Origin of the sequence: Pseudomonas sp. Irchel s3h17 (genome assembly GCF_900187505.1) — a bacterium.
Lineage (GTDB): Bacteria > Pseudomonadota > Gammaproteobacteria > Pseudomonadales > Pseudomonadaceae > Aquipseudomonas.
Map to the genome: position 1 here is coordinate 1 of NZ_FYDL01000026.1, position 12,202 is coordinate 12,202.

Here is a 12,202-nt window from a genome sequence, read left to right on the forward strand (position 1 = left end):
ACGAATGGGGCCGGGTCAAGGTCTGCTTCCCCTGGGACCGCGAAAACGAAGCCTACGAACACCGCTTCCGCCCGGACAACACCAGCCAGGCCTTCGAGCACAGCTCCTGCTGGGTCCGCGTCACCCAGGGCTGGGCCGGCGCCCTGTGGGGCGCCATGGCCGTGCCGCGCATCGGCCAGGAACTGATCATCAGCTACCTGGACGGCGACCCCGACCAACCCATCGCCACCGGCCGCGCCTACCGCGCCGACAACCGGCCGCCCTATGAACTGCCGAAACACAAGACGCGCATGACCCTCAAGAGCAAGACCCACAAGGGCGAGGGTTTTAATGAGCTGCGCTTCGAGGATGAGTTGGGACAGGAGGAGGTGTTCATCCATGCACAGCGGGATCAGAACAACCGGGTCAAGAACAATGAGACGACGGAGGTTGGCAATGACCGTAGCGAGGTGGTGGGGAATGATGAGCAGGTCCGCGTCGGCCACAATCAATCCCACGAAATCGGTGGTGACCGTAACCTGTCCATCGGTCATGACCACGAGATCCGCATCGGCCAGGATCGCTGGGAACAGGTCGGCAATGACCGTTATGAAGCCACTCAGGTCAACCACCGCAGTGACGTGGGCGGCCATCGTGAGGAGACAGTCAAGGGCCATCACCACCTGACCGTGGGCCAGGGCATGCACCACCGCACGACGGTCTATCAATTACAGGCCAGCGAACGCCTGGTGTTTCAAGGTCCCGGTGGCAGCATCACGCTCGATGCCGAAGGAATACACCTCAACGGTGTGACCATTAACTTGCAAGGGCCGGTCACCACGACTGCTTCCGGCAGCATCCAGGCCTCGACATTCCAGCTCAGCCCCGAACTCGGCCAGTGCTGCGTGGAGAAAAACCAATGAACCTCTCGACGATTCAGGGAATTCTGGCCGAGCAGCATGCCGCCGATTGCAACTTGTACCTGCTGCTCGATCCGCTCGCCGGTTGCGCATCCACCGATCCTCTACACATCGACGCATTACGGCACGCACTGGGTGAGCGTGCCGTTACACGCCTGCCCCGCCCGGATCTGGCTCATTCGCCGCAAGATTGCCCAGCCTTGGTGACCCTGGCCTCCCCCGGCGAGTCGCCCTGCACACAACGACTGCGACAGCTGGCCCTTCGCTCCCAGATCGACCTTGTCCAGCCAAAACGCTATGTGTGCAGCTTACTCAGCAGTCCTGAACCGGCCGAGATCATCAGCGCCCATATCCTCTCGCTCGGTCACCTTCCAACAGAACAAGGCCAGCCGTTCATTCCAGTCTATGAACCCCTGCGCCTGGAGTTACTGGCGGCCTGCGTCAACCACCTCAAACAGGGGCGTTGGTGGCCGATCCGCCACTGGGTGTTTCCCACCAGCAGCGGTACCTGCAGCGTATTGATCGGCGACCCCAAGCACTGTTTCCCTCCAGATCCTGAGGCTGCCTCCGTGCAACAGGACGTCATTCTGGTTTCAGCCCTGCTGAGCAGTTGGCGCCAGAGCCTGCAACAGCCACTGACCTTTGCCCCCACACGCTGGACCGGCCCTACTTCGTTGCCTGCGTCGGCGGCCGTGCAGGCCTATGCGCACATCTGTCTGGCCAGAGAGCTGGGGCTGCACGACCACGACGACATCCGGAAGCTGGCCTTGCACAGCCTGATGCTCCATCCACGCGTGCATGAACATGCCAGAGTCCGCGCCCTCATTGGGCAGGCCGTCCGGGAACAGACGCAACTGGGTGCATTGCTCGCCCCTTACACCGACAGGTCCTGGCAACGGGTCGTGTCGGACCTGACCTATTCAGGAGCAGCCCGATGACCCTCGGCGATCAAATCAACATCATCGTTGCCGAAACCGACTTCTCCACCGATCAGTGCAGGGCGTGCGAGCGCCAGGGCCTGCCGATCCTGCCCTTGCGCCAGGCCCTGGTCCCACAGCCCATGCCCCCTTCGTTCGTCTCCGAGAGCGGCCAGGTCGAGACCCGCCTGGGCTTGCGCACCTTGCGTGCGGGCTACCTGTATGTCCTGCTGGACCGCTCGATCTGGCACGCCTATCAGGTCACCCCCGACGGTTATTTGCGCCAGTTCAATCCGTATGCGCCACCGGTTGCCAACGAGACCTTGCTGGCACCGCGCTGCGTCTCGGCCGATCACGATGCCCCGGCCTCCTTCCTCAACATCGAGACCCACAAATACAGCCTGGCATGGCTGGCCTTCGCCAGTGATCCCTGGCCGGTCAGCGTGCTCAATGCCTACAAGGCCGGGCGCGCACCCGAGCGTTTCCATGAGCTGAACCTTGCCCAGGCCCGGGATAACCCAGCCAGCCTGGGCCTGGGCATGACCGCCGACAACCCACAGGTGAATGATCGGGTCTACGAGTATCAGCCCTTCCAGGCAGGCCACTTCACCAGCGTGCATGGTTTCTACGGTCGCTCCCCACGGCTTGGCGCCTTGAAAGGCTTCCTGCGCAATGCCATCCCCCGCCATCAACTGTCGCACGGCGTGCTGGCCCTGGTTCTGGACGACACCCTCGGCCTGGTGCAGGAGTACAACGCCCTGCGCACGGCGTGGATACAGGCCCGCCAGCAATGGCTCGAGGATCCGCTGCGGGCCTACCAGCATCAGACCTCGCAGATCCTGCTGGCGATCCGCGCCCTGCAGCGGGACTGGGCGCAGGCACGAACCCCATCCTTCGAGCCGACCACGGGGGATGGGCCGCCGGTGTTTGTCGACCCCGCGATTGAACGCCAGCGCGTCATCGACCAGCAGGCAACCGAGGACGACCAGGACCTGGAGCAACGCTACGACGAAGCCGCTCGCGCCCGTTTTCAACAGACCTACGAGCAACAGTTACAAGGCTATCAACGCTACATCGACCAGAGCGCCGACGCCTATGCCGCGACCTGTCGCACCTCACCTTTCAACTGCATTGAACAGCATGACTACGACGGTGACGACCCCACCTCCGGGCGCGACTACACCACGAGCATGGCGCTGTGCCTGCGTGGCGGGATCAGCGAAGCCGCCGCGCAGACTGGCGACGAGACCGGTCCCAGCGCCCAGCTGTGGCGAGTCTGGTTGAACGATCCACAGAGCCCGATCTACCGCGCCCTGTTGTTGCGCGACAAGTCGCTGCTGGCCAGCCTGCTGCCCGCGTTCGAGGTCAACGGCACCATCGCCTGGAACGACAGCGAACGGTTCTACGCCGCCTTGATCAAGTTCATGGCCAGCGACGAGGCCGAGCACCTGATCCGCCCGCACCTGAAGGCGATCATGGCCGACCTCCTCGGTGCCCTGAATGCCGCCAGCGCCCGCCTGCAGCCGGTCGTCAGCCCCGCCGTAGCGCGCGTGGTCTCGCGCCTGAACAGCGCCAGCCAACTGCTGCACAACCGCCTGCACCTGACCGAACTCCAGGTGCGGATGAAGCTCAGCGAGTATTACGCGCTGCAATCGGAACACTTGCGCACCCTGCAACGTAACGCCGTGGCCGCCATCGACCGCACCTGGGACAGCATCAGCGATGAACTGGGAGAAGTGGATTACGAAGCGCGCAAGGTCCGCCGCACAGTCCGACCGCTGATCCAGAACGGCTTGCTCAGCCTGGCGCTGCTCGACCCGAAACTGGCCGCGCTGAGCATCACCGTGAGCGTCTGGGTCGACGGCAAGGCCGATGGCCCGCTGCGCGATACCGAGCGCGGTAGGGATCCGTTGGCTAAAGACGCGCACTTGGCACAGGTCGATGTCGCGGTCGGGGCCGGCACCCTCGACCCGCACACGCGCAAGGCACTGCAGAGTTTCAAGGTGTCTTCGCAACAGGCCGCCCACTGGGTGCGCAGCGGCTTCACCGGACTGCGCGGGGCCGCCAGCGGCGACATGCTGCTGGCACTCGGCGGGATGTACCTGCTCAGCGATTCGTTGAACAAGAACCTCAAGGAAGCGGAACGGGTAATCGGGGACAAGGCGCTGGAGGCCAGGTTGGCGTTGTATGGCAGCAGCCTGGGGGTGTTGGGGGGCGGGGCGGAACTGGTCGGGAATGCATTGGCGGGAGGGGCGAATCGGGTGCTGACGAATCGGGCGTTGTCTGTGCGAGGCGTGGCGACGGTCAAAACGACGGTGGATGCCGGGCGTGTGCTGGCGAGAGCCGGGGCGGTGATTGGTGCCGCTGCGGGTTTGTTCGAAGCAACGCAAGCTGGTGTCGCTGTCAATCGTGCAGGGAAAGGTGGTGATACCCTTGCTGCAACTCTGTATGGGGCCTCGATGGGATTCTCAAGTATCGGAGCGGGCTTTGGGATTGCTGCGGCGGCTTCAGGAAGCTCAGCGCTGCTAGGCCCCTTGGGTATTGCGATGGTATTGGGTTTTCTGGCCTACGGCTTCTATCAGTGGGCCCAAAGAAAGGAATCAAGCCCCTTTGAACAATGGGCAAAACGCTGCTATTTCGGTCTTGCAAACGAAACACCCAAGGTTCATTGGCAACGACCCGACCAAGCCCACATCGCCATTGCCGAACTCAATGCCGCAACCCTGGGCCTTGAGGCCGGCGTCAATTTCCGGCTACGGATGACCGGCCTCAGCTCACCGGACTATGGCGGCCCCATCGCAGGTATCAGCGCCCCGGTCTACGAGCAGTGCCTGGAGTACCGGCTGTCCCTGCCGTACTTCGACGCTTCGCGTTCGGCCTATCGCTGGACCCTCACGATCCACCGCCATGGCGACGGCCCTGCCACTCAGTACGTCCGCGGAGAAGTGGTCGCGGGAGGCGAGTTAGATCCCCCCGCCATTGCCACCTCAGCCAGCGAACGTCGCGCCGCGCTGGCAACCTCTACACCTCCCAAAAAGCCCGACTACCGAGCAAACAGCACCACGCCTCGCGTGACCATCCGCACCATCCACATGACCGATGGCAGCTCCACACAGGTGAAAGACATCCAGGGGGCGATTGTCCTCTTGCTCGAGGCTCGGCACTACAACATCGAAGGCGCCACCTTGTCATTGACCTACTGGCCCGACCGCGAGGTACAGGAAGCTTACGCAGAGCTGACCATGGTGGACTTCCAATGATCGCCCAAACCCATCACAACCCATCTTTCTGGAATTAAACAATGGCATACACCGCTCCCTTACTCGACAAGCCAGCTCCCGGTTGGAAACACGACTTGCCAGGGCCTAACCACCCACCCTCCGTTGCGCCCTATCCACCGGTACTGCCGAACCCACCCAACTATGTGGACGACATCTATCTGGAGTTGCCGCGCTCGACGTTCCGAGTTCGAGGTCTATGTGTTTGGGTAGCAGTTTTTCTTTTCTTAATGTCCATCACGCCCTTTTTCGCCTGGATCACCTTCATTTCAAAAGAGGGTAGTCTGCCCCCCTTCGCCGCCAATATTGCTCTAATGATCGTATTTACTTCTGGCCTATGGGGAGCAGTGTACTTCTGGCGAATGGATACTGAAGCCCCGCGAAATGAGCCCATCCGCTTCAATCGCCTGCGGCGCAAAGTCTATGTCTATCGCTTCCACCATGACGGGGGAAAACCCTTCAGCCGCAGTGCCTGGGGCGTCCGCCCGGTAGCCTATGACTGGGATGATCTGCACGCCGAAGCCTGTGGCGTGTACGGTCCCATGGGTACGGGCGGTTCGATCCAGACCGTCACCTTGGCCGTTCTCAAACCCGGCACCCATGAGGTGATTGATCGCTTTCTGTTCGCCCACGAAATCCATCGAGGCGAGATGTACTGGGCCATGGCCCAGCTCTTCATGCAGCAAGGCCCGCACGCCCTGCCGACCTTCCCCTACCCACCCCGTGACTGGAACAACGAGGACGTGAGCTTCAACCTCGCCCGACGCCTCGCCCCCAAAGTGCAGTGGCCTGCTGAGATGGACCTGGAGTCTCGGACGGCGCCATGAGCGGAGGCGAGTTAAATCCCCCCGCCATTACCACCTCTGCCAGCGAACGTCGCGCCGCGCTGGCAACCTCTACACCTCCCAAAAATCCCGACTACCGAGCAAACAGCACCACGCCCCGCGTGACCATCCGCACCGTCCACATGACCGATGGCAGCTCCACACAGGTGAAAGACATCCAGGGGGCGATTGTCCTCTTGCTCGAGGCCCGGCACTACAACATCGAAGGCGCGACCTTGTCATTGACCTACTGGCCCGACCGAGAGGTACAGGAAGCTTACGCAGAGCTGACCATGGTGGACTTCCAATGATCGCCCAACCCCATCACAACCCATCTTTCTGGAATTAAGCGATGGCATACACCGCTCCCTTACTCGACAACCCGGCTCCTGGCTGGAAGCACGATCTTTCAGGTCCCAACCAGCCACCATCAAGGACACCATATCCCCCCGTACTCCCAAACCCTCCTAATCACGTTGATGAGGTGTACCTCGAGCTAGCATGTTCCACCATGAGTATTCGCGGGGTTGGTTTTTGGGGTTCGGTATTTATATTTGCAATAACTGCTTACTTTGCATTCTTAATGACTGTGATCGCGGTTAGCTCCCATTTTCCTCTCCCTTTAGGAATCAGCATCGCAGGGTTAGCTACGATTGGCATTGGCATCTGGCTTGGGACATATCTCTATCGTATAGATGTCGAGGCCCCGCGCGATGAACCCATTCGTTTCAATCGTCTGCGTCGCAAAATCTACGTTTATCGATTCCGACATGACGGGCTTCTCCCCTTCAGCCGTAGTGCTTGGGGTGTACGACCTGCCGTTTATGACTGGGATGATTTGCATGCCGAAGCTTGCAGGTCGTACGTCCCTGGTACCGCACTCGTTGAAAACGTTACGCTTACCATCCTCAAACCGGGCACAACAGAAGTGCTGGATCGTTTTCAGTTCGCTCACGGAATCCAACAAGGCGAGATGTACTGGGCCATGGCCCAGCTCTTCATGCAGCAAGGCCCGCACGCCCTGCCGACCTTCCCCTACCCGCCCCGCGACTGGAACAACGAGGACGTGAGCTTCAACCTCGCCCGACGCCTCGCCCCCAGGGTGCAGTGGCCAGCTGAGATGGACCTGGAGTCTCGGACGGCGCCATGAGCGAGCGAATGGCGCTAAAGCTCGCACTGAAAATGGCCTTTATGCTCCGCTGGTGCATACGGATCAATATCGTGATCTTCGTCACGTCCGTGACTTTAGAACTCTTGCTTCCGAATGAGCTTCAGACCTATTTGCGTCACAGCACGTTCCGCAAGGATCGAGGCAACGGCACGCCTAAATCCGAGGAGCAAGAACTGAAGAACTTCCAAAAGGCGATTGAGGCCACATTCTAATGTATTTATTCGAATGGCTGATGTTTGACGGGCGAGAAAAAGTCGACTACGACGCGCTAGCAAAAGAAACAGATCGACAGATCAAAGAGAGTGAGAAAATCCCGCCAATAGGTGTCACGCAAAGCGTATCCAGAGCAATCCGCCACAATGACTCTTTGTATGCCTACAACTCAACTTACATGGATGTCCGCACGCCTAGCGATGAGAAACGAGGAGTAATCACCTTTTTAATTGGCGGTGTTGGCGCATCACTCACAACGATGCTAATCGGCTTACTTTACTATATTGGCGGAGAATACTTAGCCCTGCTTATGGATAGCCCGCCCTCCTTGAACATAATTGAATACTTGCTTATGTGGATAATCCCTGCAATCCCCATCGTATCTCTGTACCTCTACTTCAAGTACGTCTTCTCCTACCTCCGTCTCGAAATCTTCACCGCCCGCCGCCTGATCGTCCGTTTCAACCGCATCACCCGCAAGGTCTACCTGCTCCGCCCCAAGCACCTGGGCGGGGTGGTGGCGCTGGACTGGGACAAGACCGACGTCTGCATCAATCCCAACATGTCCGAACTGGACGGCACCGGTGGGTTTGTCCTGCTGGGCTGGGAAAAGGAATACCACGCGGTGTCTGACGCCGACGGCAATCCCAAGGATGATTTCGAGATGACCCTCGTCGGCAAGCCGACCCGCAATGCCGCTGAGTTACTGGCCTTCTGGGAGTACATCCGGCGCTACATGGAAGACGGCCCCGAGGCCGCGCCCGCGCCTGAACGGTTACTGCCCAGGTTTCCCTGGCCTTGGCATTCCCTCAGCGCTGTCTGGCGCCTGGACACTGGCTTTATCAAGACGCCGGCCTTGTGGATTTTCATACCGATCCACCTGCTGTTACTCCCACTGATCCTGATTCATGCCTGTGCGCACTGGGTGTCACTGTTGCTGTGTTACGAGCCGAGGTTTCCTCGCTCCATCGCCAATGCCGGGATCCATCGGAAGGAGAAATGAACGACCTCAACACCCCATCACACGCCCTTCAGCGGCCCAGACTCAGGACGTGTGCAAAGGCCTCTACCCCAAACGCCCCAGCACAAACGCCTGCGCCTTGGTCGCCAACTGGTCCAGATGCCGGTCGCGCTGCTTCTCGGCATCGAGCATCGCCCGTTTGCCGTTCTTTTGCAGCAGGTAGGTATGTATCTGCCGTACCTCGGTGGAGCTGTAGATCGGTGTCACGTCCAGCACCCCCATCAGGCCGTCCGTGACGTGGTCCCGGGTGTTCATCAGCACCTGGTGACCGCGCGTGCCCAGCACCTGAAAGCCCATCGCTTCGAAATACGCCACCTTGCCCACGGCACAGGTCAGTTCGGCATGGGGGTAGCGGCCAAGCATGTCCTGCACCATCGCGCGGGCAATGCCTCGGCGCCGGTGACTGGCGTGCACGGCCATGAAGGCCACGCCGCAGGCCTGGGGATCACCCTTGACCGGCAGGTACAGCAAAAAGCCGAGTACCTTGGACGGATCCTCCTCATCCATCGCCGTGATCAATTCGACAGCAATGCCTTTGGAGCCATCAAGGGCCTGCAGATAGAGATGAACCTCATAGCCCACTGCATATTGATAGACGGCGAACAACGGGTTGCTTGGCGGTAAGGCGACGGCGCTGATATCGGTCAGATTGTCGACGACCATCTGCAGAATCTGATCATTGACGTGCTCGGAGCACGGTGCAGCAAAGTGATTAATCGTGAACATCGGCGGCCTGGCTCCGAGGGTTAAGACGTTGAAAGTCGGCAGTATCATCAGGTGGTGTCGCGTCGGCAGCGGTTACGCCTTGGCCTTCACTACGGCTATCCACTCAGGGTTCAACCGGGTCTGTTCGGTCTCGAGCCCCTGCGCCTCCATGTTCGCCTTGTGCTGGTCCATCTCGTGCACCATCTGGCTGAGGCTACTGGTGTTGCCGTCCAGTTGATGCATCTGCGCCAGCCCCAGGTGGTAAAAGCGCAACAGCTTCATCGCGCTCGGGTTGCCGGCCTGCACCGCATCGGTGACCTGGTGCATGACGTTGGTGACGCTCATCAGGCTGCGCTTGAGCTGCCAGCCGTACACCGCCGCCGCCATCCAGGGCTGGGACCAGAACTTGAACTTCATCAGCGCGGCGCTGACGACCACGGCCGTGATGACACCGCCCAGGTTGTAGCGGAAATTGTCGCCACCCGGCTCACCGAACAGCATCACCGCCAGCGTCGACAGCGCCATCGCCAGTGCAATGAAGGTCACGGCAATGATCAGGGTGCTGCGACGCGTCTGCTGGCGAAAGGTCTCGGGGTTCCACGGCTTGATCTCGAATATCACGGCAGCGCTCTTTGGCTAGGTTGAAAACACGATTGCGCGGCATTATCGCCCGTAGCGCCCGATTCAGACACGTTTAATGCACGGCAAGGCTCCTGCTGCGGAATCGGTCGAGGACGATCGGCCAACGACTGGACCGGGAATCAAACAGCGAGGGTTTGAAACACCCCCGGTTGATACGTCACGGACACCTCACCCGCCCCGGCTGTATCCGGCTTGTTACCTTACCGGTGCGATTGTCACTTCTGCACCGCCCGACAGGCCAATAGAGTAGTGCCATCGGTCTGTTTGCAGGGAGATGAACGCTTGTCGGCCCTGCTACCCGCCGATCCCCCATCACGGAAGAGGTGACATCATGAGTTTCGTAACCGTTGAGAAAAACCAGAGCAGCGCCCCCTCTGAAGCCGACCTGAAAAAGGCCATGATCGAGTCAGGCGGCAAGCCGGGCGAGGCTTCCGGGAACAACGCCGCCCGGACCCTGAACTACACCGGCACGGTCAATCACACTGTGTTCGAAAACACGCTGATCCAGGTCGCCAGGGGCAAGCGAACCAGCTGGAACTTCATCTGGGCCGATGCGCGGGCCATTAGCCCGGTTAACTGAAGCCAAGGCGGGGCAGTTGCAAGACCGCCCCGCTGTTTTTCACCTGGCAAGCCCCGCCACAGAGCGCCCGGTAGACATCCCCCGCTGATACAACACCGTTACGCGGGCAGTTACCTTCCCGACCTGTACCGGCTCCACCCCCCTCCCGGCTGTAACACCAAGATACTTTGCCGCACCGCGCCCCCCGCCTACAGTGAAACCGTCAATGTGCCTACAGGGCAGACACATCATCGGCACTGCCCACCGCCCCTGGTGACGGCATGGAAAGCCTGTCACGGGTGCCACTTGATTGTGTGTCCGGTGTGATGCCCGCTGCCCATTGACTGACCCACACACTACTTAAGGAAGAGGTAAGTCATGAGTAAGCCAATCGTTGTAAGAAAGAACAGCCAGCAGCTTCACGATGACGTACAAGAAGCCGTCAAGGCGATCCTCGGTGCCACGACCCTCAAGGCGGCGGACTACTACAAGGTGTTGACGTCGACCCTGGCGGCGACCAGCAAGATGGTCAGGATCCAGATCGCTCCCGAGGACCTGACGCTGCTCAAGCAGTCAGGCTACAAGCTGTGCTTTGCCAAGAAGGTCGGCAACGAAGACTACAACGTAGTCTGGCAGTCCTATGTCAAGTATCTGAGCAACAACAGCTTCAGCTGGACCCCTCAATATCAATTGTTCGGGTCCAACGTTTTTCAGGCCAATGTGACAGTCGAAGTCTCGACCAACATCGTCGATATCGGCCTGGGACAACAATCGGTGCTCAGCGAAGAGGGGTTGTTGGGCCCGGCGGTCACCGCAGGCCCTGCCACCGCCATCACCCTGCAGAACGACTACGGGCCGATCCACCCCGGGGTCAACCAGTTGTCCACCGGTGTTGATGGCAGGCAAGTCAGTACCCCGATTTACGTTGCCACCTCACAGGTCGTCACCGGCAAGACCGAGTTGATCCCCGTCGAGACCATTCTCGTGTGGTTCGAACAGAACGTGCAGACCAGCACCATGTTCAGCAGCTCGCGTTCCAAGGCCATCGAGATCGACTTGACCCGTGTCAATGAGGCCTCCCGCCTCTATGCAGCCGGAGAATGGAAAACGGTGTAAGGACGTCACAGGGGGTAACCGGGCGGTTGCCCCCACTGCTCAGGACGCATCACTGCCGCCCCTGGCGAAATAGCCCGTCAGCGACCGACAGATCGATTGCGCCAGGTCTTCCTGGGCGGCGATGCCGCAGGGTTGATTGCGATCGAATTGCCCTGACCAGCGAATCCGGCCTTGAGCCACATCAATCAGCCGCAACGACGCCCGGACACGGGTCGGCTCCACCCGCACGCTACCTTCCAGGCAATAGCTGCCACGCCGGGCCCGCACCGTGTCCGGTACTTTCACGCTGTTGCGCGGTACCTTCATCAGCACCTGGCTGGCACCGGTCTGCGTCTGTTCGAACGACTCGAACAGCCGGCAGCTCAACTCTTCGCACAGGCCTCGGGTAAAGTCGTCGCCATCGTGGGTGATGCAGGTGAATGGCTGGACGTGCAGAACAGGATGACGGGGACTGATCCCCTTGGGATGCAGCCGCTGGCAAGCCAACCGATAACAACCGGCTGGAATGCTCAGGCGTACGGTTTCCTGTTGGCCGATGGTGGCGTAATGAGTGGCGAGCTTGCGTCGCAACCGGCCCACCTGCACCCGCACCACCGGATCGTCGCCCGTGCGGTAGACCGCCGGATCACGGCGAAACACCGCGATACCGATGGCGTGCTCGGTCAGGGGAATGTTCGAGCATTGCGGGTTGTGTTCCACCAGAAACCGCAGCAGGCTGCCCATCCGCCTGGACCTGGCGAACGAAGGACTGGCCAGCAATGACGCCAGCACCCGCTCCAGCTCTTCACGACCGAGTGGCTCGAGAATACTGTCCGCACTCGAATCGACCCTGCACTTGATCACCATCGACTGCCTCC

Annotated in this window: 13 protein-coding genes; 10 read left to right on the forward strand and 3 right to left on the reverse strand. The window is 60.4% G+C overall.

Annotated elements, in window-relative coordinates:
- The 8 genes from CKW25_RS24760 to CKW25_RS24795 form a co-directional block, all read left to right on the forward strand.
- Window positions 1-902, forward strand: a 902-nt coding sequence (locus CKW25_RS24760) for a type VI secretion system Vgr family protein (RefSeq protein ID WP_143497478.1), incomplete at its 5' end; no start/stop codon positions are given.
- A complete protein-coding gene (locus CKW25_RS24765) occupies window positions 899-1,837 on the forward strand; it encodes a hypothetical protein (protein ID WP_095083475.1) in 939 nt (312 codons plus the stop codon). The genes CKW25_RS24760 and CKW25_RS24765, both read left to right, overlap by 4 nt.
- Window positions 1,834-5,076 carry a T6SS effector BTH_I2691 family protein gene (locus tag CKW25_RS24770; RefSeq protein ID WP_095083477.1) on the forward strand — a complete coding sequence of 1,081 codons (3,243 nt, stop codon included), beginning with the start codon at window positions 1,834-1,836 and terminating at the stop codon, window positions 5,074-5,076. Before CKW25_RS24765 ends, CKW25_RS24770 begins: the two co-directional genes overlap by 4 nt.
- A 380-nt stretch (window positions 5,077-5,456) precedes the next feature.
- Window positions 5,457-5,921, forward strand: a complete 465-nt coding sequence (locus CKW25_RS24775; protein ID WP_095083478.1) for a DUF6708 domain-containing protein — start codon at window positions 5,457-5,459, stop codon at window positions 5,919-5,921.
- On the forward strand, window positions 5,918-6,229 hold the full coding sequence (locus CKW25_RS24780; protein WP_095083480.1) for a hypothetical protein: 312 nt from the start codon (window positions 5,918-5,920) through the stop codon (window positions 6,227-6,229). The genes CKW25_RS24775 and CKW25_RS24780 overlap by 4 nt, the downstream gene beginning before the upstream one ends.
- Before the next feature lie 200 nt (window positions 6,230-6,429).
- Entirely contained in the window at window positions 6,430-7,068 is a 639-nt protein-coding gene (locus CKW25_RS24785) for a DUF6708 domain-containing protein (protein WP_371855205.1), read from the forward strand.
- Window positions 7,065-7,301 (forward strand): hypothetical protein, encoded by a 237-nt coding sequence (locus CKW25_RS24790; protein WP_143497480.1) that lies wholly within the window; start codon window positions 7,065-7,067, stop codon window positions 7,299-7,301. The genes CKW25_RS24785 and CKW25_RS24790 overlap by 4 nt, the downstream gene beginning before the upstream one ends.
- Before the next feature lie 353 nt (window positions 7,302-7,654).
- Window positions 7,655-8,305: a DUF6708 domain-containing protein gene (locus CKW25_RS24795; protein WP_256578026.1), complete on the forward strand. Its 651-nt coding sequence runs from the start codon at window positions 7,655-7,657 to the stop codon at window positions 8,303-8,305.
- A 63-nt stretch (window positions 8,306-8,368) separates the two neighbouring features.
- Here CKW25_RS24795 and CKW25_RS24800 read toward each other — a convergent pair whose 3' ends face one another.
- A complete protein-coding gene (locus CKW25_RS24800) occupies window positions 8,369-9,049 on the reverse strand; it encodes a GNAT family N-acetyltransferase (protein ID WP_095083484.1) in 681 nt (226 codons plus the stop codon).
- 72 nt (window positions 9,050-9,121) lie between these two features.
- On the reverse strand, window positions 9,122-9,646 hold the full coding sequence (locus CKW25_RS24805; protein ID WP_095083531.1) for a DUF3087 domain-containing protein: 525 nt from the start codon (window positions 9,644-9,646) through the stop codon (window positions 9,122-9,124).
- A gap of 355 nt (window positions 9,647-10,001) precedes the next feature.
- Between CKW25_RS24805 and CKW25_RS24810 the strand changes: the two genes are divergently transcribed.
- Together CKW25_RS24810 and CKW25_RS24815 are read left to right on the forward strand one after the other, a co-directional pair.
- Window positions 10,002-10,250, forward strand: a complete 249-nt coding sequence (locus tag CKW25_RS24810; protein WP_095083486.1) for a hypothetical protein — start codon at window positions 10,002-10,004, stop codon at window positions 10,248-10,250.
- 357 nt (window positions 10,251-10,607) lie between these two features.
- The gene (locus CKW25_RS24815) at window positions 10,608-11,345 is read left to right on the forward strand and encodes a hypothetical protein (RefSeq protein ID WP_095083487.1); all 738 of its coding nucleotides are present in this window, start codon (window positions 10,608-10,610) and stop codon (window positions 11,343-11,345) included.
- Window positions 11,346-11,384: 39 nt separating this feature from the next.
- Here CKW25_RS24815 and CKW25_RS24820 read toward each other — a convergent pair whose 3' ends face one another.
- Entirely contained in the window at window positions 11,385-12,191 is an 807-nt protein-coding gene (locus CKW25_RS24820) for a hypothetical protein (protein WP_095083488.1), read from the reverse strand.
- Window positions 12,192-12,202: the final 11 nt, after the last annotated feature.

Coding starts and splice junctions, on each gene's coding strand:
- CKW25_RS24765 (WP_095083475.1), top strand. CDS start 899: ATGAACCTCTCGACGATTCAGGGAATTCTGGCCGAGCAGCATGCCGCC.
- CKW25_RS24770 (WP_095083477.1), top strand. CDS start 1,834: ATGACCCTCGGCGATCAAATCAACATCATCGTTGCCGAAACCGACTTC.
- CKW25_RS24775 (WP_095083478.1), top strand. CDS start 5,457: ATGGATACTGAAGCCCCGCGAAATGAGCCCATCCGCTTCAATCGCCTG.
- CKW25_RS24780 (WP_095083480.1), top strand. CDS start 5,918: ATGAGCGGAGGCGAGTTAAATCCCCCCGCCATTACCACCTCTGCCAGC.
- CKW25_RS24785 (WP_371855205.1), top strand. CDS start 6,430: ATGAGTATTCGCGGGGTTGGTTTTTGGGGTTCGGTATTTATATTTGCA.
- CKW25_RS24790 (WP_143497480.1), top strand. CDS start 7,065: ATGAGCGAGCGAATGGCGCTAAAGCTCGCACTGAAAATGGCCTTTATG.
- CKW25_RS24795 (WP_256578026.1), top strand. CDS start 7,655: ATGTGGATAATCCCTGCAATCCCCATCGTATCTCTGTACCTCTACTTC.
- CKW25_RS24800 (WP_095083484.1), bottom strand. CDS start 9,049: ATGTTCACGATTAATCACTTTGCTGCACCGTGCTCCGAGCACGTCAAT.
- CKW25_RS24810 (WP_095083486.1), top strand. CDS start 10,002: ATGAGTTTCGTAACCGTTGAGAAAAACCAGAGCAGCGCCCCCTCTGAA.
- CKW25_RS24815 (WP_095083487.1), top strand. CDS start 10,608: ATGAGTAAGCCAATCGTTGTAAGAAAGAACAGCCAGCAGCTTCACGAT.
- CKW25_RS24820 (WP_095083488.1), bottom strand. CDS start 12,191: ATGGTGATCAAGTGCAGGGTCGATTCGAGTGCGGACAGTATTCTCGAG.